Source organism: Nonomuraea sp. NPDC047897 (genome assembly GCF_043204415.1).
GTDB lineage: Bacteria > Actinomycetota > Actinomycetes > Streptosporangiales > Streptosporangiaceae > Nonomuraea.
Map to the genome: position 1 here is coordinate 25,527 of NZ_JBIDCC010000018.1, position 24,775 is coordinate 50,301.

Genomic DNA, 24,775 nt, shown 5'->3' on the forward strand with positions numbered 1-24,775 from the left:
ACAGGACCGCACCCGGCGGGACCGTACCCGACAGGAGGCAGACCCGATGGTGAAGCTCGTGCTCGACGAGGAGCAGCGCCGGCTCCGCCAGACCGTCCGGTCCTTCCTGGCGGCGGCCTCGCCGCCCGCCAGGGCCCGAGACGGCTACGACCCGGCCGTCTACGCCCGCCTCAACGGCGAGCTCGGCCTGTCCGGCATCATCGTGCCCGAGGAGTACGGCGGCGCCGGCGCGGGTTTCGCCGAGCTGGCCGTCGCGCTGGAGGAGACGGGCGCGGCCCTGCTGCCCGGCCCGTTCCTGGCCACCGTGTTCGCCACGGTGGCGCTCACCCGGGTGCCCGACAAGGACCTGCTGGCCGGCATCGCCGAGGGTCGCACCACCGCCACCCTCGCCCAGCCGCCCGGCGGCGCCGGCCACCTCGCCGACGTGACCGCCGCTCCCGCGCCGGGCGGCGGCGTGGCCGTGCACGGAGAGCTGGCGCAGGTGCTGAGCGGCATGGAGGCCGACGTGCTCGTCGTGCCGGCGCTCACCGGCGACGGCGTGACGCTGGTGGCCGTGGAACTGGCGGCCGGCGGGGTCACCCGGACCCCGCTGGAGACGCTCGACGTCACACGCGGCCAGGCGCGCGTCGAGCTCGACGGGGCGCCCGGCCGGGTGCTCGGCACGCCGCCCGCCGGCGACGCCATCGGCGACCGGCTGGCCGTCGCCCTGGCGGCCGAGCAACTGGGAGTGCTGCGCGGGTCGCTGGACGCCATCGTCGCCTACGCCAAGATCCGCGTGGCGTTCGGCCGGCTCATCGGCTCCTACCAGGGCGTCAAGCACAAGCTGGCCGACATGCACGGCAAGCTCGAACAGGCCGAGTCGATCGTCCGCCACGCCGCCTGGGCCGCCGACGAGGCGCCCGGCGAGCTGCCGGCCGCCGCCGCGCTCGCCCAGGCGTACGTGGGACGGGCCTGCTTCGAGGTGGCCCGCGACCACCTGCTGCTGCACGGCGGCGTCGGCTTCACCTGGGAGCACGACGCGCACCTGTACTACAAGCGGGCCAAGACCGACGAGGTGCTGCTCGGCCCGCCCCGCGTGCACCGCGCCCGCCTCGCCGCACTGCTGGACCTGTGATGGGCGCCGACCTGCCGCCGGGTTTCTACGCCATCGCCGCCGCCGACCCCGGCCGCCCGGCCCTGATCGACGACGACGGCACGCGCCGCACCTACGGCGAACTGCTCGCCCTGGTGAACCAGCTCTCCCACGGGCTGCGGGCGCGCGGGCTCGGCCCCGGCGACGTGGTGGCGGGCGTCCTGCCCAACGGCGTCGAGGCCGTCGCCCTGCTGATGGCCACCGGGCAGATCGGGCTGTACTACGTGCCGGTCAACTGGCACCTCACCGAACCGGAGATCGCCTACATCCTGGACGACTGCGACGCCCGGCTCGTCGTCGCCGGCCCCGAGTACGCCGCCAAGGTCCCCGGCGCCGAACCGGGCATCCGCGGACTGGCCGAAGGGCAGCCCGAGACGCCGCCCGGCGGGCGCACCGCCGGGGCCGTCATGTGGTACACCTCCGGCACCACCGGCTTCCCCAAGGGCGTGCGGCGCCCGCTGCCCGGCGCCGAGCCGGAGGCGGTCGTCCCGCTCTACACCTGGTTCCTCGGCGAGGTGGTCGACCTGACCCCGGGCGACGACGTCCACCTGGTGACCTCGCCGATGTACCACTCGGCGCCGTGCGCCCACACGCAGTTCGCGCTGCACCTCGGGCACACCGTGGTGATCACCCGCAGGTTCGACCCGGAGCACGTCCTGGACCTGGTGCAGCGCCACCGGGTGACGAACGCGATGATGGTGCCGACCATGCTGCACCGCATGCTCCGCCTCCCTCGGCAGGTGCGGGACCGCTACGACGTGTCGAGCCTGCGCCAGGTGATCCACACGGCCGCCGCCTGCCCGGTCGAGGTCAAGCGGCAGATCATGGACTGGTGGGGGCCGGTCCTGTACGAGTACTACGGCTCCACCGAGTCCACCATCGCCTTCGCGGTCAAGCCGCACGACTGGCTGGCCAGGCCCGGCACCGTCGGCCGGCCCGCGCCGACGTTCGAGGCGCGGATCCTCGACGAGGACGGCCGCGACCTGCCGCCGGGCGAGCCGGGCCTGATCCACGTCAAGTCCGGCCTGGGCCGCTTCGAGTACCACAAGGACCCGGCCAAGACGGCGGCCAGCATGCGCGGCGAGTGGTACGCCCCCGGCGACATCGGCTACCTCGACGAGGACGGCTTCCTGTTCCTGTGCGACCGGCGCACCGACCTCATCGTCTCCGGCGGGGTCAACATCTACCCCGCCGAGATCGAGGCGGTGCTGCTCGACCACCCCGCGGTCGCCGACGTGGCCGTCATCGGGGCGCCGGACGCCGAATGGGGCCACACGGTGGTCGCCGTCGTGCAGCCCGCCGACGGCGCCGCGCCGGGCGAGGAGCTGACCGCCGAACTGCTCGCCCACTGCGCGCCGCGGCTGGCCAGGTTCAAGCATCCGAGGACGGTGGCCTACCGTGACAGCCTGCCGCGCACCCCGACGGGCAAGCTGTCGCGCTCCCGCGTCCGGGAGGCGTACCTGTCGGGCCTAGCGGGCGGCTGAGAACACCAGGTCCTCGGTGTAGCGGCCGTCGCCGAGGTAGAACGAGGCCGTCAGCGTGCGGGCGGCCGGGTCGAACACCGTGCTCCACAGCGTGCGGAACGGCGACTCCGGCGACTCGCCCTGGCGGACGGCGCGCAGCCCGTCGCGCAGGTCGCCCTCCGACAGGGTCACGCCCTTGCTGCGTTCGTGCAGCGTCCGGATCCGGTCGAACGTCCCGAACGTGTGCGGGTTGTCGGCGGGCAGACTCATCGGGTCCGGGTGCAGGTGCAGCTGATGGTTGGTGACACACAGCGGCGCGTCGCCGTACTCGACGATGTGCTCGCCGCCGTCCCTGCCGCGTTCCCACACGAACGCCCCGCCGCGGGCGTCGGCGACCAGGTAGTGCAGTGGAACCCCGTGGTCGTACTGCTTGGCCCGCAGCAGCGCCTGCTTGGCCTGCTCGACGTTCTCGCAGGTGTCCAGGACGTACCGGGGGAGCTGGACGGCGCTGACGCCCACCTGGGGGGCGGCGTCCGCGGACGGGGTGGCCTGCTCGAAGTCGGCGACGAGCAGCATGACGGCGAGCCCCGCCTCGTTGATGCCGTCCATGCAGCCGTCGAGGTCCGACATGGTGATGACGGTGGCGGCCAGGCCGTCGTCCGGCCGCGTGCTGATGACGTACGGGCGGGAGGCCATCGGCAGCTCGCCTTCCTGGGGCTCCCCGCCGAGGATCTCGCTCGTGGAGAGCGTGAAGAAGTCGTAGTTGCGCGCGGCCCGGCCGTGTCCGTCCGCCGACGCGGACGGCGGGCACCACAGCGCCGAGCAGCCTGAGCCGCGCGGGACGAAGGCCAGCCCGTCGAGGGCCACGTCGTCCTGGTCGGGGTCGAGGCCGAGCGCCTGGGCCGCGCCGTCCAGGCGGGCGTGGTGCTGGGGCCAGCCGTGTTCGAACCACGCCCGCCGGGCCCGGTTCACGGTCGGGTTCGTGGGGACGGGCGCCCAGCCGAGCCGCCGGGCCTCCTCGGTGAGGGCGCGGCCGATCTCGACCTGTGTGCCGGTGAGCGTGAGGTGGTGCACGATCTGGAAGTCGTCGCGGGTGCCCGCGATCTGCGTCAGCTCCATGCCGTCACGGTCGCGTCCCGCGCTGACCGCGGGCTTACCGGCCGCTGACGCCGTCCCCCCGGTCGCCGTCACCCGTGCCGCCGCCCGCCCGGCGGTAGCGTTCGGACAGCTTCAGGACGATGTCCGCCAGCTCGGGCGGGTCGAGCACCTCGAAGTCCACGTCGAGGAACCCCACCCACACGGCGATGCCCATCAGGTCGTCCCCGCCGACCCGCAGCAGGCAGGTGCGCTCGTCCACCGGCTCGACCGCCAGCTCCGACGGCAGCGAGCTCACCTGGTCGGCGGGGGCGTGCAGCAGCACCGTCGCGTGGTGCCGCCACATCGCCGTGTTGACGCCCCGCTCCACCCACGCGGTGATGTCGCCGTCGCCGGGCAGCTCACGTGGCGTGAATCGCGGCCCCGCCGGGACGCGCGGCGCGAGCCGGTCCACCCGGAACGTCCGCCAGTCGCGCCGCCCGACGTCGTAGCCGACGAGATACCAGCGTCCGCGCCGGTGCACCAGCCGGTACGGCTCGACGTCGCGGGCCGTCGCGGCTCCGTCGTGGCCGGTGTAGTCGAAGCGGAGCCGCTCCTTGTCGCGGGCGGCGCCCGCGATGGTGGTCAGCACGTCGGGCGCGACGGACGGCGCCCGGCCCGGGATCTGCACGGTGTAGGAGTTCAGCGCGCTCACCCGGCGCCGCAGCCGTGACGGCAGCACCTGTTCCAGCTTGGCCAGGGCGCGCACCGAGGTCTCCTCGATGCCCTCGACGCCGCCGCCCGCGGCCCGGCCCAACCCGACCGCCACCGCCACGGCCTCCTCGTCGTCGAGCAGCAGCGGCGGCAGCGCGGCGCCCGCGCCGAGCCGGTAGCCGCCGGCCACCCCCGGCGTGGCGTGCACCGGATAGCCGAGGCTGCGTAGCCGCTCGACGTCGTTGCGGATGGTCCGGGTCGAGACCCCGAGCCGGTGGGACAGCTCCGGGCCCGACCACTCCCGGTGTGCCTGCAGCAGCGACAGGAGCTTGAGCAGACGGGCCGAGGTTTCCAGCATGCCGCCAGTCTGCCCGCTATCGCGGAAGAACCGCTTCCGCGTTCACGACGAGCTTGCCGAGGTGGTGGCCGGCCTCGCTGCGCCGGTGCGCGTCGGCGGCCCGCTCCAGCGGGAACACCTCGGCGACCGGCAGCCGTACGGCCCCGGCGCGCACCAGCGGCAGCACCTCGGCGAACACCTCCGCCGGCGGCACGCCCGGCGACCCCGAGGAGAACACCGCCCCGTGCCGCGCCGCGCCCGCCGGGTCGGCGATCGTCACCACCCGGGCCGGATCGCCGGTGAGCCGGACCGACAGCTCCACCACGTCCCGGCCGGAGGCGTCGAGCACCAGGTCCACCGGGCCGGGCAGCCGCTCCTCCAGCCCGTCGCCGTACGTCACCGGGTGCACCCCGATGCCGCGCAGGAACGCGTGGTGCCGCTCGCTCGCCGTGCCGACGACGCGGGCGCCACGGGCGCGGGCGAGCTGCGCGGCGACCAGCCCGACGCCGCCCGCCACGCCACGGATCAGCAGCGTCCTTCCCGGCCCCGCGCCGAGCTCGCCGAGCACCCGGGAGGCCGTCTCGGCGGCCACGGGCAGCGCGGCCGCCTCCTCGTAACCGAGCCAGTCCGGCTTGGCCACCAGCTCGCCCGCGTCGGCCACGGCGTGGGTGGCCAGCGCCCCCGACGGGACCCGGCCGAACACCGGCTGCCCCACCTCCCACCGCGTCACGCCGGGGCCGACCGCGTCGATCGTGCCCGCCAGCTCGATGCCGGTGCCGGCCGGCCCGTCCAGGGGCGTCCCGAGCAGGCCGGCACGGATCTTCCAGTCGATCGGGTTGACCCCGGCCGCCCGGACCGCGACCCGCACCTGGCCGGGACCCGGCTCGGGCAGCGGCACCTCCTCCGGCACCAGCACCTCCGGGCCGCCGTGGCGGTGATGGCGCACCGCCTCGGCGGTGACCAGCAGCACCGCCTTGCCGACCAGCTCGCGGGCGGCGAGCGCGGCGTGCGCCCGCGCCGCCTCCCGCAGCGGCACCGCCATGCCGACGACCGTGGACAGCCGGCCCGCCGCCGCCTCGGTCAGGGCGCGCCCGGCGAGCCGCCGGAACTCGGCGGGCGCGAACTGCACCTGCTCCATGCCGACCAGCCGCACCCCCCGCCGCTCGGCCGCCGCCGGGTCCACGGGGGCCGGGGAGCCGCTCGGCACGCCGTAGGCGAAGAACGCGCCGCCCCGCGCGACGCGCTCGAACGCCGCCGCGCCCACCTCGCCGCCCACGCCGTCGAACACGACGTCGAACTCGCCCGCCACCTCGTCGTAGCCGACCGTCACCGACGCGCCCAGCCGCCGGGCCACCGCGCTCTTGGCCGCTCCCCGCACGGCCGCCGTCACGTGGCCGCCCGACGCTGCGGCGAGCCGTACCAGCGGCAGGCCGAGCGCACCGCCCGCGCCCGTCACCAGCACGCGCGCGCCGGGCTTCAGCTCGGCGGCGTCGGTCAGGCTCAGCGCCGCCGGCCCCACCTGGATCAGCGCCGCCGCCTCCCGCAGCCGCAGCCCGTCGGGCACCGCCACCAGCGTGTCCACGCCGGCCACCGCCCGCTCGGCGTACCCGCCGCCGCCGGGCAGCAGCGCGGCGACCCGCCGGCCGACCCAGGACGGGTCGACGCCCGGCCCGGCCGACAGCACCCGGCCCGCCACACCGGTGCCCGGCACGTACGGCGGCTCGTTCGGGAACCACTCCCGGCCCCACCCCGAGCGCAACTGCGCGTCCAGCGACATGACGTCGGCGACTGCCACGCCGATCACCACCTGCCCCGACCCCGCCACGGGATCGGGCGCGTCACGGACCTCCAGTACCTCGGGGCCGCCGAACCTGGTCACCTCGATCGTTCTCATGGCCCCGAGTCTGCAACCTCAACTATGGTCGAGGTCAACCGAAGAGCTTCTGGGCCTGCTGGACGACCGTCAGCACGGTCAGCGTGCCGAAGAAGAGCACCGACCAGACGAGCGCGGCCAGCCGGTACGACCTGACCCTGATGGCGGCGGGCAACGCCCGGCGGTTGAGGATGATCAGCAGGATCGAGTAGACGAACATCATCACCGCCGCGAAGCTCGCCGAGAGCACCAGCAGGATGAGCGGCTGGTCGAAGCCGAGCAGCAGGATCGTGATGCCGACCAGCGTCATGGCCCACACCACGAGGAAGTAGACCCGGTTCACCGTGATCGGCTTGTCGCGCAGGTAGACCGTCTTGATCGTGTCGGAGGCGAGGCGGGAGCTGTAGTCGACGATGCCCATGGCGGAGGCGAACAGCGCCAGCGCCCCGATCACCCAGAACAGGATCCCGAACCACGGAGCCACCGTGCTCTGCAGCGTCTCGCCCTCCACCCTGAGGAACTCGATGCTGTTGGCCAGCCCCGGCCTGCCGAACACGGTCGAGTAGGCCAGCATCGACATGAGCGCGATCGTCACGAACGACACCAGCGCGAACGTCGCCCCCTGCTCGACGTTGGCGAAGCGCCACCACTCCCGCCAGCGGGCCAGGTTCGCCTTGGTCGGCGCGAACTGGAAGCCCGTCGAGGACGCCGCCTCCTCGTGCCCGGTGACGGGGCTGACCAGGCGCGGCACGTACTGGCCCATGCCGAAGCCCTTGTCGCGGATCCAGTTGCTCTGGCACAGGTTCTGCCCGCCGCCCGCCCCGGCGTACGCGATGGCGCCCATGAGCACCGCGAACTCCAGCGGCGGCACCGGGAACCGCGCCCCGACGGTCAGGCCGCGGCCGAGCTGCACCCAGCTCTCGGCGGTGATGGCGAACACGACCGCCACCACGATGAGGATGAGCACGAGGGCGATCTTCACGAAGATCACCCGTTCCAGCGCCACGTAGATGACCGGCGCCATCGTCAGTGCCAGCGCGATGACCAGCAGCATGCCGATCGCGATCCACCGCACGCTGTCCTCGGCCGCGCCGGTGAGGTAGCCGACCATGGTGGCCGACGTGGTGACCCAGCCCGGCCACAGGTTGGAGGCGAGCGCCATCAGGACGAACACCAGCCCCCAGTGCCGCCACATCCGGCTGAACCCGGTCAGCGCCGTCTCGCCGGTGGCCAGCGTGTAGCGCTCGATCTCCATGTTGAGGAACCACTGCGTGATGATGCCGACCAGCGCGCCCCAGATGAAGATCAGCCCGACCTGGGAGGCGATGTACGGCCACAGGATGAACTCGCCCGACGCCAGCCCCACTCCCGCGCCCACCAGGCCGGGGCCGATGATGCGCCAGGCGTGGCGCGGCGGCTCGGGCAGGTCGCGAACGGTGACGGGCGGCAGGACCTTCGCAGGAACGGTGGGAGTGAATTCCGACATCGCGGATCTCCTCTGTTCGACGTGCGTAAACGTCACATTACAGAGATCATGAACCGGAGTGGAATACCTGGTCGACAACGATGTAAGCACCGTCGTCGGTGAAGCCCGCGACCCGCCCGCCGCGCGCCATCAGGCCGCCGAGCACCTCGCGCACGGCCAGCCGCCACGCCTTGCCGGCACCCGGGTCGTCCCGGCGCAGCGTCTCGATGTCGCGCGGCGTGGCCACCAGCACCGCAGGCCCGTCCGCAGGCCCGTCCGCAGGCCCGTCCGCAGGGCCGATCACCGGCCGCTCGTCGCGCGCCGCCACGCCGACGGCGTACGGCGGGCCCGGGGGCGCGGCGGGCGGCCCGGCCAGCTCCCACACGGTCATCAGCCGGTCGGGCTCGTCGCCCCGGTTGATCGCGTCGTCCAACGCGCCGTAGAAGCTCTCCAGGTACGCGGCCGGCCGGGCGCCGAGCTTGACCAGGTTGAAACGGGCGTTGCGGCGCACCAACGGGTCGAACGTCCAGCTGATCCGGTCGAGGCCGCGCTCCAGGCACCAGGCGCGCTGGTGCAGCTTGATCGCGTAGCCGATGCCGCGCCCGACCCTCGCGCCCGTCACGTGGGAGTGCAGGGTCCGCTCGGCCGCCCGGAAGCCGACGGACGCCCCGACCAGCTCGCCGTGCTGGAAGGCGCCGGCCAGATAGCCGCCCGCGTGCGCGAAGGTGATCATCAGCTCGACGGGCACCGGCGGGTCGCCGGGACTGAAGTGCCAGATGTCGTCGAAGAGCTGGTAGGCCCGCTGGAACTCGCCGATCCCGGACAGCTCGCGGACCGTCACCCCGGCCCGGTCCGCCGCCTCGCGCGCGGCCCACCACTCAGCCGTCACCTCAGCCGTCATCGCGGCCTCCCTTCACCGTGCCTCCACCCGGGCCTTCCCCACCCGAGCCTTCCCTGAGCGGGTGCGGATGCGTCGCGAGCACGCGGCCCGCGCACCGGCCGTCGGCGCGCGCCGTCAGGCGCCCGCCGCTCACCCGTACCGCCGTCTCGGTGTCGTCGTCCGGCGACGGCAGCCCGGCCGCCGCGGCGACGGCGCCGCGGTCGTCGCACACCAGCCGCACCGGCGGCCAGGCGGCGGGCGGCACCGCCCGCCGCAGGTGGTCGCCGAGCCGGGCCAGCGCCAGCCGGGCGAGCGGCCCCAGCTCGGCCGGGTCGCCGGTCACCACGACGGCCGCGACCCGGTCATCCGGGGGAACGGCGCGCAGGACGTCCTCCAGGGCGGACAGCCGGCGCAGCCCCAGGAACACGACCAGGCCGTCGCCGCCGAGCCCGGCCGGCGTGCCGCGCAGCGCGTCGGCGACGGGCGGCGGGGCCCACGGGAGGTCCACGGGGTGGGGCCGCACCCGCGCCGGCGGGGTCAGCGGGCCCGGCCCGAGGTCGAGGTCGGCCAGCCGCTCACAGGCGTTCACCACGTCGGCCGGCCGGACCAGCTCCGGCGAGACCGCCGCCAGCTCGGACGCCCCCTGCAGCACGGTCAGCGCCGCGCCGGCCACCCGCACCAGCCGCCGCCCCCGCTCCCCGCCGAGCCGCTGCCCGTCGAGCCGCTGCCCGTCGAGCCGCTCCAGGGCGAGCCCGAACAGCGTCGCGTGCAACGTCATGAGCTGCGCGTACGCCTGCCGGCTGGACTCCTCGGCCTGGACCAGCGGCAGCAGGTCGCGCTCCAGCCGGCCGAACACGGCACGGTCGTCGCGCGCCCCGGACCGCACGTCCGGCCCGCCGTCCGCGACGACCTGGTCCAGCCACGACCGGGCGACGGCGCCCAGCGCCCCGCGCACCGTGCCGGCACCGGGCTCCGGAGCGGCACCGGGCTCCGGAGCGGCACCGGGCTCCGGGGCGGCGGTGGGCCCTGGAGCGGCACCGGGCTCCGGAGCGGTGGCGGGCAAGGGGCGGTCGGCGAGGGCGGCGAAGAACAGGGCGCGCTTGCCCGGGAAGTTGGAGTAGACGGCCCCCCGCGTCAGCTCGGCCCGCTCGGCGATGTCGTCGATCCTGACGTCGCGGAACCCGCGTCCCGCGAACTCCTCGCGCGCGGCGGCCAGGATCCTCGCCCGGTTGCGCTCCTGGGACTCGGCCCGCGTGATCCTCGCCACCGCACCACGATAGCGCCGGAGGTCAGGCCAGCCGCTCGCCGAGGAACCGGTGCACGTTCCCGCCGATGATCTTGGCGACGTCCTTCTCCGGAAGGCCGCGCCCCAGCAGGCCCTCGGTCACCATGGGCAGCCCGGCCGGACCCTCCAGGCCGGGGACGGCCGTCCTAGGATCGAGCCCCCGGGCGTTGAGGCCCTCGCAGCACGGCGGCGTCAGGTCGTCCATGACCTCGCGGATGAAGTCGGGGCCGAGACCCACGTGGTCGATGCCGGCGACGTCCGCCACATGCTCGATGTGGTCGAGCAGGTGGTCGAGCCGGGCCTGCTCGGGCCGGTCGGTGAGGAACGGGGCGAAGAAGTTCACGCACACCACGCCGCCCGTCGCGGCGACGCCGCGCAGTTGCTCGTCGGTGAGGTTGCGGTGGTGGTCGCGCAGCGCGCGGGCGGCGGAGTGGGTGGCCATGACCGGCTGAGTGGCCAGCTCCAGCACGTGCGCCACGCCGGAGGCGCCCAGGTGGGAGACGTCGAAGACGATGCCCAGCCGTTCCATCTCGCCCAGCGCGGCGACGCCGGCCGAGGTCAGGCCGCTGCCGGTGGCGTCCTCGCCGCTGCCGTCGGCGAGCGGTGTGCGGCCCCAGTGCGCGATCGAGGCGATCCGCACGCCCAGCCGGTGCAGGGTCGAGACGAGCTCCACGTCCGCGTCGAGGCCGGGCATGCTCTCCATCGCGATGACCAGCGCGATCAGGCCGTCGTCGAGCGCCCGGTCGATGTCGGCGCCGGTCAGGCAGATCCGTACCCGGTCGGCGTTGCCCTCGGCGATGACGTGCGCGCACTCGATCATGCGCAGGGTCTGCCGGAGCGCGCCCTCGGGCCGGTACTGGTCGTCGATGAACACCGGCAGCACCTGCAGCCCGACCCCGCCGTCGGCGAGCTGCGGCAGCCAGCGCTCCCGGAAGAACGAGGCCCACTGATCGGCCGGCCGGGCGGAGACCGCCATCAGCAGGTCGTTGTGGGTGTCGGCCACCACGGTCCGCCGGTGCAGGGGTGTCGTCATGGAAGGGACCTTACCGCCCGGCGGTACGCGGGCAGCGGCGGCCTGGCCGTGAGCCGGCGGTAGAGGGTGGCCCGGCCCGGCCAGTTGTTGGTGACGCGCCCCTCGGGCGTCCTGTACCAGCTCTGGCAGCCGTCGCCCCAGACCATCCGCGCCATCGCGCGGTCGAGCTGCCGGGTCCACGCCGTCATCGCCTCCGGCCGCACCTCCAGCGGTCCGTGCCGGGGCAGCTCGCGCAGGCAGGCCAGGATGTGCCGGACCTGGCACTCGATCATGAAGACGATCGAGTTGTGGCCCAGGTTGGTGTTCGGGCCGTACAGCAGGAACAGGTTCGGGAAGTGCGGCACCGAGATACCCAGGTAGGCGTGCGCGCCACCGGTCCACTGCGCGGCGAGCGGGCGGCCGGCGCGGCCGGTGACCTCGATCGGGGCGAGGAACTCCGTCGTCCGGAAGCCGGTGGCGCAGACGATCGTGTCCGCCTCGTGGACGCCGCCGGTCGTCTCCACGCCTCCGGGGACGACCCGGACGATCCGCTCGGTGACCACCTCCACGTTCGGGCGGGTGAGCGCGGGATAGAAGGCGCTGTCGATGACCACGCGCTTGCAACCCACCGGGTAGCCGGGTGTGAGCCTGGCCCGCAACTCCGGGTCGGGGACCTGGGCGCGCAGGTGCTCGCGGGCGCGCCGCTCCAGGACGGCCGCGCTCCAGCCTCCGGCGAGGGCGGGGTGGAGGGTGTGTTCCATGTAGTGGAAGAGCCACTCCCGGTACACCCGCTGCAGGCCCGGGACCAGGCGTAACGCCAGCCGGGCGGCCGGGCCGAAGGCGGCGTCGGGCTTGGGGACCACCCAGTTGGGGGTGCGCTGGAACACCGTCAGCCGTCGGGCGCGCTCGGCGACGCGGGGGATGAGCTGGGCGGCGGACGAACCGCTGCCGATCACGGCCACGTCCCGGCCGGTGACGTCGTGGTCGTGCCTCCAGCGCGCCGAGTGGAACATGGTGCCCGCGAAGTCTGACATGCCGGGAATCTCGGGCAGGTGGGGGCGATGGAGCTGGCCCACCGCCATGACGACCGCGTCGAAGGTCTCGCTGCCGCCGTCGGCCGTGGCGAGGTGCCAGCGGGAGCCGTCGAAGGAGGCGCTCACCACCTCGGCATTGAAGCGGATATTTCGCCTGACGTCGTATTTATCGGCGCAATGCTCAAGATAGGCCAGGATTTCTCCTTGCTCCGGGTAGCGGCGCGTCCAGCTCCCGTACCTCTCGAACGAGTACGAGTACAGGTGCGACGGGATGTCACAGCCCGCGCCCGGATAGGTGTTGTCGCGCCAGGTGCCCCCGAGCCCGCCCGCCCTCTCGAACACCGTGAACGAGCCGAACCCCGCCCGCCGCAGCCGGATGGCCATGCACAGCCCGCCGAACCCCGCCCCGACGATCGCGATCCTGGGTGCCATGCCGCCCTCCGGGTGGTACGTCAGGATGCCCGTACAGCTGCCCACACGGTACGCCGAACGACGTTCGGACGACACCCCCGCCGTTCCCGATAGTCTGCGCAGGTGGCTGCAGTGACGCTGGCGGATGTGATCAGGGAGCTCGAGGCGGCCTACCCGCCCGCCCGGGCCGAGTCGTGGGACGCGGTGGGCCTGGTCTGCGGTGACCCGGCCGCGCCCGTACGGCGGGTGCTGTTCGCGGTCGACCCGGTCGGCGCGGTGGTCGAGGAGGCGCTCACCTGGGGCGCCGACCTGGTGGTCACCCACCACCCCCTCTACCTGCGAGGCACCACCACCGTCGCCGCCGACACCCCCAAGGGCCGGCTCGTCCACACCCTCATCAAGCACGACATAGCCCTCTACACCGCCCACACCAACGCCGACGTGGCCAACCCGGGCGTCTCCGACGCGCTCGCCCGCGCCGTGGGGCTGGTCGGCGACCTGGTGCCGTTGCGGCCGTTCCCCGACGACCCGTGGCGCGGACTCGGCCGCATCGGCGACCTGCCCGAGCCGGTCACGCTGGAGGAGTTCTCGGCGCGGGCGGCCGCCGGCCTGCCGAAGACCGCGTGGGGCATCCGCGTCGCCGGAGACCCGGCACGCCGCGTCTCCAGGGTCGCGGTCAGCGGGGGAGCGGGCGACTCGCTGCTGGGCGCGGCCCGCGCCGCGGGGGTGGACGTGTTCCTCACGGCCGATCTGCGCCACCATCCGGCCAGCGAGTTCGTCGAGGCCGGCGGCCCGGCTCTCGTCGACGCCGCCCACTGGGCCACCGAGTGGCCCTGGCTCGACAGCGCGGCGTCGATCCTGCACGGCGCTGGCGTTACGGTTGAGACGCGCGTCTCCGCCACGGTCACCGATGCTTGGACACGAGGATACTGATCATGAAAGCAGCCCCTGAGGCCCAGAAGCGACTGCTCGACCTGGCAGAGCTCGACTCCGCTGCCGACCGGCTGGCCCACCGCCGCCGCACCCTGCCCGAGCTGGCCGAGATCGAGGAGCAGTCCAAGCGCTACGCCAAGCTCGCCACCGAGGTGATCGAGGCCGAGACCGAGGCGGGCGACCTGGCCCGCGAGCAGACCAAGGCCGAGAGTGACGTCGACACGGTCCGCGCCCGCGCCGACCGCGACCAGAAGCGGCTCGACTCCGGCGCCGTCACCTCGCCCAAGGACCTGTCCAACCTGCAGTCGGAGATCGTCTCCCTGCAGCGCCGCCAGGGCGACCTCGAAGAGGTCGTGCTGGAGATCATGGAACGCCGCGAGGCCGCCGACAGCAAGGCCGCCGACCTGCGCACGCAGCGCGACGAGCTGGCCGCCACCCGCGCCGCCGCCGAGGACCGTCGCGACGCCGCGCTCACCGAGATCGACAAGGAGGCGGCCGAGGTCCGCTCCCGCCGCGGCGGCGTCTCCGCCGACATCCCCGCCGACCTGCTGGCGCTGTACGAGAAGCTGCGCGAGCAGTACGGCGTCGGCGCGGCCATGCTGCGCGGCGGGCGCTGCCAGGGCTGCAAGGTCGCCCTGTCCATCGCCGAGATGAACCGCATCAAGGCCGCCCCGCACGACGAGGTGCTGCGCTGCGACGAGTGCCGGCGCATCCTCGTCCGCACCCCAGAGTCGGGACTGTGACCTCCTACGTCATCGAGGCCGACGGCGGCTCGCGCGGCAACCCCGGACCCGCCGGCTACGGCGCCGTGGTCCGCGACGCCACAGACGGCCAGGTCCTGGCGGAGGTCGCCGAGGCGATCGGCGTCACCACCAACAACGTCGCCGAGTACCGCGGGCTGATCGCCGGGCTGCGGGCCGTGCTCGACCTCGCGGGCGAGGGTGCGTCCGTCGCGGTGCGGATGGACTCCAAACTGGTCGTCGAGCAGATGGCCGGCCGCTGGAAGATCAAGAACGAGGGGCTGCGCCCCCTGGCGCTGGAGGCCGGCGCGCTGGCCCGGCGGCTGCGGGTCACCGAGTGGACCTGGATCCCCCGCCACCGCAACGGACACGCCGACCGCCTGGCCAACGAGGCCATGGACGCCGCCGCCCAGGGCCTCGCCTGGAAGGCGGGCGGCACCTCCGGCGCCGGCGGTACCGGCGCGTCCGGTGCAGGCGCTGCCGGCGCCCTCGCACCCGGCCGGGCTCCCTCCGGGGCGGATGCGCCCGGCGCGACCGAACAGACGGACCTGCTCGACGTCGCGGGCGCCGCCCCGTCCGCGACGCTCGCGGCCGACCTCTCCGGCCCGGCCGCCTCGGTCGCCGCCGCCCAGCAGCGCGCCGCCGGCCAGGGCAAGGGCACCGGCTGGGCGCCGCCCACCCGCGTCGCCACGTCCCTGCTCCTGCTCCGACACGGCGAGACCCCGCTGTCGGCCGAGCGCCGCTTCTCCGGGCTGGGCGACGCCGAGCTGACCGCCAACGGGCTCGCCCAGGCGGCAGCGGCGGCCAGGAGGCTGTCGCGCGAGCCGTACCGGATCGACGCCGTCGTCTGCTCGCCGCTCAAACGCGCCCGGCAGACCGCGGAGGCGGTCGCCCGGAGCACCGGCCTCGACGTCGACGTGGACGAAGACCTCAGGGAGACCGACTTCGGCGCCTGGGAGAGGCACACGTTCACCGAGATCCAACGCCGCTGGCCGGACGAGCTGGCCGCCTGGCTCGCCGATCCCGAGGCCGCGCCGCCCGGCGGCGAGAGCTTCGCCGCCGTCGCCGACCGGGTGCGGCGGGCGGAGGAGCGCCTGGTCGAACGGTACGAGGGCCGGACGGTCCTGGTGGTGTCGCACGTGACGCCCATCAAGACCCTGCTGCGCCTCGCCCTGATGGCGCCGCCCGAGGCCCTCTACCGGATGCACCTCGACCTGGCCTGCCTGTCGCTGATCGAGCACTACGCCGACGGCCGCAGCGTGGTGAAGTCGTTCAACGACACCTCCCACCTGCGTTGACACGTCCCCGCCCGGCGCAGTGGCGGCCGTGCCAAGGTGCACCCGACACGGCCGCCGTCGCGCCACCGTCCCCCTCAGGCGATGGACATCCGCATTCCACCGCGGGGATCTTGCACGCTGCTAGGAGATCACTTGAGTCCTGGTAACCTTCCCAGTGGACGAGCCGGTCGGGCGACCGCGTCGGGCCGTACGGCCCGCCGAGGAAGGTCCGGGCTCCACAGGGCAGGGTGGTCGGTAACACCGACCCGGGGTGACCCGCGGGACAGTGCCACAGAAAACAGACCGCCTCCCGCTCGCGGGAGGTAAGGGTGAAACGGTGGTGTAAGAGACCACCAGCGCCCACGGTGACGTGGGCGGCTCGGTAAACCCCACCCGGAGCAAGGTCAAGAAGGGCCGCTCCTCGGAGCGGCCCGCGCGCGGCGCCTGAGGGCTGCCCGCCCGAGCCGCGCGGGTAGACCGCTTGAGGCCGCCGGCAACGACGGCCCTAGATGGATGGTCGCCCCTTCGCACGAAGGACAGAACCCGGCCTACAGACCGGCTCGTCCCTTCCACACCTCAGACCAGGGGGTTGAGGTTCATGCTTCCTTCTCGTTCCGGCTCTGTTCCGCCAGGTCCTTTTTCGATCTTAGCGTCGATAGCACCGCGCCCGAGGTCCTCGTAGTCCGGGAACAGGTGCTGTAGGTGTCGAACGTCTCGGCGATGGTCGCGTGGCCGAGGCGCCGCTGGATGCTCTTGGGGTTGAGGTTCGCCGCGATCAGGGTCGAAGCGTAGTAGTGGCGGAGATCGTGGAACCGAGTTCCCTTGGGGAGCCCGGCCTTCTCGACGGCCTCGCGCCAGCAGTCCCCGAACGAGGAGCGCCGGGGGATCTTGTGGATGCGGTTGGTGATCAGTACGCCTTCCGGGCCGCGGGGGTAGCACTGAATGTGCCTGGTGATCCCCTCCAGGACGCCGTCATCGACGGGAAGCGTCCGCCGCTACGCTTTCGTCTTGAGCTCTACGAGGGTGCTCCTCTGCGCCTGCTTCTCGATCCGGACGCGCCGCTTGAGGAACTCCACTCTGTCCTCGGTGACGCCGAGTGCCTCCCCCTCCCGCAGACCGAGGCCGTACCCGAACCAGACCGCCAGGCAGTACCTCGGCGTTATGGCGTCGGCGAGCGCCAGCACGGACCGGGTCGGCAGAGGCTCGACGACGCGAGCCTCGACCCGGGGGAGCGGAACCCGCAGGCAGGGATTGGCGGGGATGACGCCGTCGTCCACCACCGCCTGCATGAGTGCCCGCAGTACGGCGAACACGGTCCCGACCGTGGAAGCGGCGAGAGATCCCTTGAGCGTGGCGACGAAGGTCTTCATGCCCGTGCGGGTCAGGGAGCCGATCCGCCGGTGCCGCCTTCTACGGCCGCCTCAACACCATGATCAAAACCCGGGTGAACGTCGGCCTCATCAACGACCACTGGGACGACCTGCTGCGCGTGGCCGGCTCCCTGAGCACCGGTGCGGTCCGCCCAGCCGAGAGCTGTTTCGCTACCTGACCGGCGGCGGCACCCCCACCCCGATCGGCCGCCGCTGATGGAGCTGGGCAAGCTGGATCGCTCGGTCTACCTGGCCTGCTACCTCAACGACGAACTGCTGCGCCGCCGGGTGAACACCCAACTGAACCGGCAAGAAGCCCGTCATACCCTGGCTCACAAGATCTTCCACGGTCAGAAAGGCGAGCTGAGGCAGAGGTACAAGGAAGGCCAGGAAGATCAACTAAGGGCCTTGGGGCTGATGACCAATGTCTGCATTTTGTGGAACACGGTCTACACGGCCCGGGCGCTGGAGCAGATCCGGGCCGAGGACAAGAAGATCGCCACCGCCGACATCGCCCGGTTGTCCCCGCTCGGTTTTGAGTGGCTGAACTTCCTGGGCCGCTACAACTTCTCCCTGCCCGAGGCGGTGCGGGAGGGCAACTTCCGGCCGCTGCGCACCCCCGGCCAGCAATAGCCCGCTGGCGGTGTCCGCCGCTCGAGGGGGTGGCGACGGGCCACAGACGAGCGCCGGGGATCGTGGTGAGGCGTTTCGGGCGGCTGTCCGAAGCTGAGCGTAGGCACGGCGTATCGCGGCCGTCCTGGAGACCGTCGAGCACCTGCAGGCCGCCCTTGCCGAGCTCGTGCTCAAGATCATGCGGTTGTTCGCCGACATCGAACGCCCCGCTGATCGCACCCCCTCTTGCTGAACAAGGAGCCCCCGATGGGCAAAGAAGACGCGAGGAAGACCCCAGCGGCGCCACGAACCGGACATGGCTGCGATCCAGGAGATCATGACCGATCTCGAAACCGAGGTCGCCGCAGTCCTCAGCGGTGGAGATCCATGCTGGTGATGGAGGCGCTCGCGGACTGGAGCGTGCGGCAAACCCATCGGGGCGTTTGAACGGTGGGGTGCCGGTGGCTTGTGGGCCCGGGGACCCATCGACCTGCCGGGCCGATGGGTAGCCCATGCCGAGCAACTCGGCCACGTCGTGGCCGCCTACAACCTGCAGACTCCTGATCTGACGCATATCCACACGTCCAACGTGCTACCGAAAAGCTTGATCGGGAAGCCTAACGGAGTCCTACTAGTTGTCGATCAGGTAGCAGGAATGGGCGCCCTGCATCCAGTCATGGCCGAACTCCGTGCCGGTGACGCGGCCGATGAGTACGAAGGCGGAGGTGACGCACTCCGCGAGGGGTGGGCTGTAACCGTCGAGAGACAGCTGGGTGAAGTCCTCCCACTCGGCGGGCATGTCCTCCTCGTCCTCCTCCCCATGCGTCTCCGACCAATCCTCGTAGGCGAGCCAGCCAGGCAGCAGGTCGGGATGGGTTCGCCAACTCGTGTCCGCCCAGTCGAACCGCAGCCCTTCCGCGTAGACGTCGAGCGCGTGCGGGTCGCCGCCGCGACGAGCCCTGGGCCGAGTGATACTCATCTCGGTCAGGTAGGTGCCGTTGGCCGCGTACAGGAGGGTGCCGGGATCGTTCACATGCCAGCTCAGCCCGAGCGCCCGGCCGCCCGTTGACAGCTCGTCGAGAGCGTCGATGGCCTGAACGCCGTGGTACTGCACCACCTGGGTCCATCGGTCATTCAACCGGCCGATCCACACCACGCCCTCGTCTTCAGAGAAGTCGCGCTTGCCCAGCTCCGCCCAGCTCAGCTGAACTTCGCTCCCGAGATCCGCGCCCATGAGCCGCGCCGTGTCGTGCACTCCCCAGTTCTCCACCCATAGGCCCAGGAATTCCTGGCCCATGCCGTAGGACCGGGTGAGATGCCACAGCCGCTCCTCATCTCTCACTTTTCCTCCTCGCGAATCGGGACAGAGGCCGCCGGTACGGCTTTCGCCGCTCCGGCGGCCCGCGTTTCTACTTGAGATGCACCCAGAACTTGTCGTTGGCGAGCACCCGATATCTGGCGTAGAAGATACGGAGTTCGTGAGGTCCTGATTCGGTTCGCAGAACTCGTTCTCACGCAAAGATGGGTTCGAGGTACTTCTGAGAATCGTTTGTGACGGCATCCGGAGGCATGACGGTCCCTCAAGAGACTTTCCGAGCGACGCCGACGACATCGAGCGCCACCCCTGCCCACGCTGCACGGCCGAACTCGGCTCGCCGTGCCCCGCCCGCTCAGGCGCGGTCGCCGGCACCTACCACACCGGCCGCTTCACCAAAGTGCCTCGCCTGGCCAAGCTCCTGCGCGTGCCCACCCCGCCGACCGCGGCCCCGGCCAGCCGTGGCGCCCCGGCACCCCGGTCTCGCCCGCCCTCGCGCCGGACACCCCGACCGCCGACATCCGCATCGGCTACGCACGATGCAGTGCGCTCACTCAGGAACTGCAATCACAACTCGACGCGCTGGCCGCGCGCGGCATCGGCGGCGAGAAAATCTTCTCCGAGAAGATCAGCGCCCGGGTGCGCGTCCGGTTCGACGAGCGACAGCGCCAGGTCGATGCCGGTCGAAATGCCCGCGCTGGTGCTCACGGGGCCATCGTGGACGTACAACACCGCGTCCTGCACCCGGGCGGCGGGATACCGTTCGCGCATCGCGTCGATCAGTGACCAGTGCGTGGTGCAGCGCCGCCCGTCGAGCAGGCCGGCCTCGCCGAGGGCCGCGGCGCCGCTGCACACCGACGCGACGCGGGCTCCGGCGTCGAAGGCGGCGCGCAGCCAGCCCGTCACCGCGTCCGGTGTCAGCGGCCGGCCGGGACCGGGCGCGTACAGCCGGGGGCCCGGCACGGTTAGGGCGCAAGAGCGGGCCACGGTGAGGTCGGCACCAGCCCGGCACCGGACGGATCCGGCACTCTGCGCCGATCAGCCGTGTGGCAGGCGCCTCCGTGCCGACGTCCTCCCCGACGGTCGCGGCTCCGCCTGCGGGGGGACGCCCGATCCGCCCGCAGGGGGACGACCGCCCGACGGCGCGCGCCTAGCCTCTGGCAGGTGTTGAACGACCACGTCACCTTCCGCCGTGTCAGCGCCGGCATCCTCATCATCGTCGCCCCGCTGCTGCAGGCGGCGGCCGTCGTCGTCGACCCGGGCACCTGGGGCGACGACAGGGAGGCGGTCAGCTTCGGCGCCAACCCGGCTCTCGCCCAGACCCAGTCGGTGCTCTACCACTGGAGCTGGATGCTCATGGCCGTCGCCGCGCTCGGCCTGGTCCACCTCACGCGGCACCGGGCCACCCGGCTCGGGCACGTCGCCGGGACGATGACGGTGGTCGGCTACATGGCGTTGTCCGGGCTGCTGCTCAGCGACCCCGTCGAGTGGTGGCTGGGCAGGCGCTACCCGCCCGAGCAGGCGCAGCGCATCCTGGACGAGATGCTGGGCCTGCCCGGCGTGGTCTACGGCTTCCAGCTGCCGTGGATGTTCCTCGGCTTCCTCGGCCTGCCGCTGCTGCTGGTCGCCGTGTGGCGGGCGGGTTTCGTCGGCTGGTGGGTGCCGGCGACGGTCACACTCGGGTACGTGGGGTCGTTCGGCTTCGGGTACGGGCCGCTGACCACCCTGTTCTGGGCCGTGCCCGTCGCCGGGCTCGGCTGGACCGGGCTGAAGGTGCTGCGGCTGGACGACGCGGGCTGGGCCGCGTTCTACCGGCCGGCGGCGCGGGCCGAGACCGCCCCCGCCCCCGCCGCCGGAGCCTAGATGCGGACCGACACCGTGCCCGGCAGCGGCGGCACCATGTGCACCCGCGCCGAGCCGATGTCGAAGTACAGCCCCACCAGCTCCAACCGGCCCTCCCGCACCTGCTCGTCGACCTTCCGGTACGTGCGCAGGTTCTCCAGCTGCTGCTGGACGTTGACCCGGCAGAGCTGATCGAGCGCCCGAGAGTCCAGCGGCCCGTCGGCGGTCTCGATGAACCTTGCCAGGCTGTGGTGCCCGTGCCGCAGCCAGCGGCGCATCCCCGGCAGGCTGCCCGCCTTCACCCCGCCGCTGAGCAGCCCCGCCATCGCCCCGCACCCCGAATGCCCGCACACCGTGATGGTGTGCACCCCGAGCACCTGCGTGGCGTACTCGATCGCGGCCACCACCGAGTCGTCGTGCGGCTCGGCGCCCTTGCGGGGCACCAGGTTGCCGATGTTGCGCACCGTGAACAGGTCACCCGGGCCGCTCGCGGTGATGAGGCTCGGCACGACCCGCGAGTCGGCGCACGTGATGAACAGGTGCGTCGGCTGCTGTCTGTGGGCCAGCTCGGTCAGGATCGGCCGCACCAGCGGCGCCGTACGCCGGTGGAACTCCCGAGCGCCGGCCGTGAGCTGGCACTCGGCCGGCACGCGCGGGCCGGGCTCCGGCTCGTCCTGCGGCTGCCAGGAGGTGCGGCGGCGGCGGTGCGCCCACGGCAGCCACCACCGGTCGGGCGTGGGCGGCGGGCTCTTGACCGGGTTCATCCGTGCGCCGCTGGCGGCCAGCGCGTACCACTCGTCGTGCAGTTCGTCGATGTCCACCGTGCCGCCTTGCCGTTCGTGGCCCAGCCGCCAGGAGTGAATGGTCTCGAAGGCCGCGTTGTCCATGAAGTCGATGTTGAGGTCGAGGTCCACGGCCGCGCCCGTGGGGATGGTGCGCAGCTCGTGCGTGAGCCTGGGCACGCCCAGGAAGGTGAGCGAGCCGCAGATCGAGGCATGCCAGCGGCCGTCCGGCATCTCCCGGACCCGCACCGTCACCCACGTGAGCCGGCGCAACGCCAGCAGCGCCGCCAGCGCCAGCCCGGCCAGCACCCCTTCGGCCAGCCCCAGGAGGATCACGGCGCCCATGGTGATGATGTACACGGGCACCTCGCCGTGGCCGTGCACCTTGCGGACGTGGCCCAGGTTCACCATCTGCACGCCGATGAACACCAGCAGCGCCGCCAGCGCCTCCATCGGGATGAGCTGGATCGTCCAGCCGAAGCCCAGCGCGAACACCAGCACCCACACCCCGTGCAGGATCGCCGACGACCGGGTCTGCGCGCCCGCCTGCGCGTTGGCCGTGCTGCGTACGATCACCCCGGCCACCGGCAGGCCGCCCAGCGCGCCGGTGACCATGTTGGCCGCCCCCTGGCCGGTCAGCTCCTGGTCGAGATCGGCGCGCGGGCCGGCGTGCATGCCGTCCACCGCGACGGAGCACAGCAGCGACTCGACGCCGGCCAGCAGCGCCACCAGCAGGACGGCGCCCACGACCTGGTGCCAGTCGCCGTTCGGCAGGACCGGGAAGGCCAGCTCGCCGAAGCTGCCCGACAGGTCGACGCGGGTGACGTCCCACCGGAACACCCACGCCGTGACCGCGGCCACGAGCAGCGCCGCGAGCGGCGCCGGCACCGCCTTGACCTGCTTGGGCAGCCGCGTCCACAGGGCCAGCACCGCGATCGTGAGCAGGCCCACCGCCACGGTGTGGCCGTGCATCGCGGCCACCTGCGAGGGCAGCTCCATGATGTTGGCCAGCGCCGAGCGCTGCGGGCTGCCGCCGAGCACGATGTGCAGCTGGGACAGCGCGATCACCACGCCGACGCCCGCCAGCATGCCGTGGATGACGGCGGGGGAGACGGCCAGCGCCGCCCGTGCCGCGCGCAGCAGGCCGAGCAGGAGCTGTACGGCCCCGGCCAGCAGGGTGATCATGCAGGTGGCGCGCCAGCCGTACGTCTGCACGAGGTCGGCGACCACCAGGGACAGGCCCGCCGCGGGTCCGCTCACCTGGATGGCGGACCCGCCGAGCGCGCCCGCGACGATGCCGCCGACCACGGCGGCGATGAGTCCCGCGGCGAGGGGGGCACCCGAGGCCATCGCGATGCCCAGGGAAAGGGGCACCGCGATGAGGAAAACCACGAGGGAGGCAGGCACATCGTACCTGAGAGTCCTCAGGAGGTTACGCTGAGTGTCGCCGGTCATGCGGCAAACCCTAACCCCCGGCCGTGCCTCCGCCCGGGGGGTCATGAGCGGGTTTTACGGAATCCATGGCCTGGTGAGGGCCGCGCGTGTCACCGGTAGTAGTCGGGAAGATCGTGCTCGGGGGCGCGCCGGCGGCCGCCGTCGCCCTGCCGTGCCCGGCCGTGCTCGGCAGCGCCCTGCGCGTCGGTGTACGCGGGCCACCCCGGAGTGCCGACCGGCGGCTCGGGCCAGGGGGCCTGCGCCGGCGCGGTGTAGTCGCCCGTCTCGTACGCCACGGGCACGACGGGAGCCGCGGGCGACGCCGACAGCAGGTCGTCGTGGGCGGAGACCGCCCGCGACGGCGCGGTGGGGACACCGGTGGCGGGCGACGGGCCCGTCAGCGGGTCGGAGTCGTCGGCCACCGCCCAACCGGCGCGCACCTCGTACGAGGCCCGCGACGGGGCGGCGGCTGGCTGCTGCGGCTCGAACCCCGGCCACGAGGCGGCGACCGGCGCCGAGTCGTCGAGGATGTCGGCCACGGGCGCCGCGGGCCAGGACCCGGACGTCGCCGCGGGAGCCGTGGTGCTCCAGGCCGGGTCGAGGGGGTCGGCGGCGCGTCCGTGAGTGGTCGCGGGAAACGGGTCGCTGGTCGGCGCGCCGTGGATGGGAGCCACCGGCACGGCCGGGAAGGAGCCGCTGCCCGCCGGGGTGAAGGAGCCGCCGGTCGCACGGGTGCCCGGCGCCATGGTGGACAGCGGGTCGGCCGGCGGAGCCGCCGGGGCCGGGCCCGCCGTCTGGGCGGCCGCCGCGGCCGAGCGGGAACGGCGTGCCGAGCGGGAGCCGCCGCGGCTCGTGCCCGGAGCCGCTGCGGGCCCGGTCGTCGCCGGAGCGGGGGCGCCGGAGGTGGGGGCGGCGGAGTTGGGGACGGCGGGCCGGGAGCCGGCGCCGAGCGGGTCAGGCCGGCCGGCCGGGGTGGCGGGCTGGGCCCCCGCGCCGCCCAGGATGCTCATCACATCGGGTGTGGGGGCGGCGAACGTCACCGTGCGCTGGTCGGCCAGGTCGGAGGCGGAGGCGGCGGGCCGCTGCACGGGCGCGGGCTCCACCAGGTCGGCCAGTCCGGCGGTGGGGGCGGGCGCCGCGGCGCGGGCCGGACGCTGGGGCAGCGGGGCCTGGACGGTGACGGCGTCGGGGTCGGCGCTGACGGCGGCCTCACGCCGGGCGGAACGCCGGCGCTCAGCCGGTCGCCGCCGATCGGCCGGTCGGTCGGCGGGCCGGTCGGCGGGCCGGTCGGTGGTCTGGTCGGCGGCCTTGCCGGGGACGCTGTCGGGGGTGTTCTCGACGGGGCGGGCGGCGCCCTTGCGCGCCGCCACCGTGCCGTCGGCGCCGAAGCCGCCCTCGGCCGCGTCGCTGCGGATGCTGGCCCAGAACTCCTCGTCGTCGTCGTCCGAACGGGGGTTGCCCCACTCGTCCACGCCGCGCTTGCCGCGCTGGCCGGTGCGCACCGGCTTGGGCTTGGGCTCGTCGATCGGGCTGAAGTCGGGGCTGAAGTTGCTCATCCGGGGTTCGTGGGCCGCGAACTCGTCCGTGGACCGAGCGTGGGTCTGCTCCTCTTTCTCGATCATCTGCTTGAGCCGTTCGGGGGGCAGCGAGCTCTCCCGGCGGTTCATGGAACGCATGCCCAGTGCCACGACGACGAGCACGAGGAGCACGATAGCGACCAAGCTGACGACGACCGCTGTCATTGCACCACCCTCAAAGCCATGGCCTCCCTGTGGCACCGGTGAGATCGC

20 protein-coding genes, 1 other RNA gene and 2 pseudogenes are annotated in these 24,775 nt (G+C 73.2%); 9 read left to right on the plus strand and 14 right to left on the minus strand.

What is annotated here, in order from left to right; all coding sequences use genetic code 11:
• The first annotated feature begins 46 nt into the window (after positions 1 to 46).
• Positions 47 to 1,114: an acyl-CoA dehydrogenase family protein gene (locus ACGF0J_RS32545; RefSeq protein WP_393152075.1), complete on the plus strand. Its 1,068-nt coding sequence runs from the start codon at positions 47 to 49 to the stop codon at positions 1,112 to 1,114.
• Positions 1,114 to 2,616, plus strand: coding sequence for an AMP-binding protein (locus ACGF0J_RS32550; protein WP_393152077.1), 1,503 nt, complete (start codon positions 1,114 to 1,116; stop codon positions 2,614 to 2,616). Before ACGF0J_RS32545 ends, ACGF0J_RS32550 begins: the two co-directional genes overlap by 1 nt.
• On the opposite strand, the gene ACGF0J_RS32555 is transcribed toward ACGF0J_RS32550, so the two are convergent.
• The 8 genes from ACGF0J_RS32555 to ACGF0J_RS32590 are packed head-to-tail and all read right to left on the minus strand — an operon-like array spanning position 2,602 to position 12,701.
• A complete protein-coding gene (locus ACGF0J_RS32555) occupies positions 2,602 to 3,714 on the minus strand; it encodes a C45 family autoproteolytic acyltransferase/hydolase (protein WP_393152079.1) in 1,113 nt (370 codons plus the stop codon). The genes ACGF0J_RS32550 and ACGF0J_RS32555 overlap by 15 nt on opposite strands.
• Positions 3,715 to 3,748: 34 nt before the next feature.
• A complete protein-coding gene (locus ACGF0J_RS32560; RefSeq protein ID WP_393152081.1) occupies positions 3,749 to 4,741 on the minus strand; it encodes a helix-turn-helix transcriptional regulator in 993 nt (330 codons plus the stop codon).
• 16 nt (positions 4,742 to 4,757) lie between these two features.
• The gene (locus ACGF0J_RS32565; protein WP_393152083.1) at positions 4,758 to 6,614 is read right to left on the minus strand and encodes a zinc-binding dehydrogenase; all 1,857 of its coding nucleotides are present in this window, start codon (positions 6,612 to 6,614) and stop codon (positions 4,758 to 4,760) included.
• A gap of 34 nt (positions 6,615 to 6,648) precedes the next feature.
• The gene (locus ACGF0J_RS32570; RefSeq protein ID WP_393152085.1) at positions 6,649 to 8,079 is read right to left on the minus strand and encodes an Nramp family divalent metal transporter; all 1,431 of its coding nucleotides are present in this window, start codon (positions 8,077 to 8,079) and stop codon (positions 6,649 to 6,651) included.
• Positions 8,080 to 8,125: 46 nt separating this feature from the next.
• On the minus strand, positions 8,126 to 8,959 hold the full coding sequence (locus tag ACGF0J_RS32575; protein ID WP_393152087.1) for a GNAT family N-acetyltransferase: 834 nt from the start codon (positions 8,957 to 8,959) through the stop codon (positions 8,126 to 8,128).
• Positions 8,949 to 10,205: a TetR family transcriptional regulator gene (locus ACGF0J_RS32580; protein ID WP_393152089.1), complete on the minus strand. Its 1,257-nt coding sequence runs from the start codon at positions 10,203 to 10,205 to the stop codon at positions 8,949 to 8,951. The genes ACGF0J_RS32575 and ACGF0J_RS32580 overlap by 11 nt, the downstream gene beginning before the upstream one ends.
• Positions 10,206 to 10,227: 22 nt before the next feature.
• Positions 10,228 to 11,256, minus strand: a complete 1,029-nt coding sequence (locus tag ACGF0J_RS32585; protein WP_393152091.1) for a dipeptidase — start codon at positions 11,254 to 11,256, stop codon at positions 10,228 to 10,230.
• The gene (locus ACGF0J_RS32590; RefSeq protein WP_393152093.1) at positions 11,253 to 12,701 is read right to left on the minus strand and encodes a flavin-containing monooxygenase; all 1,449 of its coding nucleotides are present in this window, start codon (positions 12,699 to 12,701) and stop codon (positions 11,253 to 11,255) included. Before ACGF0J_RS32590 ends, ACGF0J_RS32585 begins: the two co-directional genes overlap by 4 nt.
• Before the next feature lie 111 nt (positions 12,702 to 12,812).
• Between ACGF0J_RS32590 and ACGF0J_RS32595 the strand changes: the two genes are divergently transcribed.
• From ACGF0J_RS32595 to rnpB, 4 genes are all read left to right on the plus strand, one after another.
• The gene (locus tag ACGF0J_RS32595) at positions 12,813 to 13,613 is read left to right on the plus strand and encodes a Nif3-like dinuclear metal center hexameric protein (RefSeq protein ID WP_393152259.1); all 801 of its coding nucleotides are present in this window, start codon (positions 12,813 to 12,815) and stop codon (positions 13,611 to 13,613) included.
• A 2-nt stretch (positions 13,614 to 13,615) separates the two neighbouring features.
• Positions 13,616 to 14,356: a zinc ribbon domain-containing protein gene (locus tag ACGF0J_RS32600; protein WP_393152095.1), complete on the plus strand. Its 741-nt coding sequence runs from the start codon at positions 13,616 to 13,618 to the stop codon at positions 14,354 to 14,356.
• A complete protein-coding gene (locus tag ACGF0J_RS32605; RefSeq protein WP_393152097.1) occupies positions 14,353 to 15,651 on the plus strand; it encodes a bifunctional RNase H/acid phosphatase in 1,299 nt (432 codons plus the stop codon). The genes ACGF0J_RS32600 and ACGF0J_RS32605 overlap by 4 nt, the downstream gene beginning before the upstream one ends.
• A 159-nt stretch (positions 15,652 to 15,810) precedes the next feature.
• An RNA gene (gene rnpB / locus ACGF0J_RS32610) (RNase P RNA component class A) lies at positions 15,811 to 16,197 on the plus strand.
• Positions 16,198 to 16,226: 29 nt separating this feature from the next.
• Here rnpB and ACGF0J_RS32615 read toward each other — a convergent pair.
• Both ACGF0J_RS32615 and ACGF0J_RS32620 read right to left on the minus strand, forming a co-directional pair.
• Positions 16,227 to 16,610 (minus strand): annotated as a pseudogene (locus ACGF0J_RS32615) (tyrosine-type recombinase/integrase); the annotation flags it as partial.
• 15 nt (positions 16,611 to 16,625) lie between these two features.
• Complete coding sequence (locus ACGF0J_RS32620; RefSeq protein WP_393152099.1) at positions 16,626 to 17,000, minus strand: hypothetical protein; 375 nt, start codon at positions 16,998 to 17,000, stop codon at positions 16,626 to 16,628.
• A 41-nt stretch (positions 17,001 to 17,041) separates the two neighbouring features.
• Between ACGF0J_RS32620 and ACGF0J_RS32625 the strand changes: the two are divergent.
• Together ACGF0J_RS32625 and ACGF0J_RS32630 are read left to right on the plus strand one after the other, a co-directional pair.
• Positions 17,042 to 17,179, plus strand: a pseudogene (locus ACGF0J_RS32625) (Tn3 family transposase); the annotation flags it as partial.
• On the plus strand, positions 17,142 to 17,633 hold the full coding sequence (locus tag ACGF0J_RS32630) for a Tn3 family transposase (RefSeq protein WP_393152101.1): 492 nt from the start codon (positions 17,142 to 17,144) through the stop codon (positions 17,631 to 17,633). The pseudogene ACGF0J_RS32625 and the gene ACGF0J_RS32630, both read left to right, overlap by 38 nt.
• A 610-nt stretch (positions 17,634 to 18,243) precedes the next feature.
• Here ACGF0J_RS32630 and ACGF0J_RS32635 read toward each other — a convergent pair.
• Both ACGF0J_RS32635 and ACGF0J_RS32640 read right to left on the minus strand, forming a co-directional pair.
• The gene (locus ACGF0J_RS32635) at positions 18,244 to 18,954 is read right to left on the minus strand and encodes a hypothetical protein (RefSeq protein ID WP_393152103.1); all 711 of its coding nucleotides are present in this window, start codon (positions 18,952 to 18,954) and stop codon (positions 18,244 to 18,246) included.
• Between the two features lie 540 nt (positions 18,955 to 19,494).
• Positions 19,495 to 19,833: a DJ-1/PfpI family protein gene (locus ACGF0J_RS32640; RefSeq protein ID WP_393152105.1), complete on the minus strand. Its 339-nt coding sequence runs from the start codon at positions 19,831 to 19,833 to the stop codon at positions 19,495 to 19,497.
• Positions 19,834 to 20,091: 258 nt separating this feature from the next.
• Here ACGF0J_RS32640 and ACGF0J_RS32645 point away from each other — a divergent pair, with 258 nt between their 5' ends.
• The gene (locus tag ACGF0J_RS32645; RefSeq protein WP_393152107.1) at positions 20,092 to 20,790 is read left to right on the plus strand and encodes a hypothetical protein; all 699 of its coding nucleotides are present in this window, start codon (positions 20,092 to 20,094) and stop codon (positions 20,788 to 20,790) included.
• Here ACGF0J_RS32645 and ACGF0J_RS32650 read toward each other — a convergent pair.
• Together ACGF0J_RS32650 and ACGF0J_RS32655 are read right to left on the minus strand one after the other, a co-directional pair.
• Positions 20,787 to 23,051: a SulP family inorganic anion transporter gene (locus ACGF0J_RS32650; RefSeq protein ID WP_393152109.1), complete on the minus strand. Its 2,265-nt coding sequence runs from the start codon at positions 23,049 to 23,051 to the stop codon at positions 20,787 to 20,789. The genes ACGF0J_RS32645 and ACGF0J_RS32650 overlap by 4 nt on opposite strands.
• A gap of 44 nt (positions 23,052 to 23,095) precedes the next feature.
• Entirely contained in the window at positions 23,096 to 24,727 is a 1,632-nt protein-coding gene (locus ACGF0J_RS32655; RefSeq protein WP_393152111.1) for a hypothetical protein, read from the minus strand.
• Positions 24,728 to 24,775 lie beyond the last annotated feature (48 nt).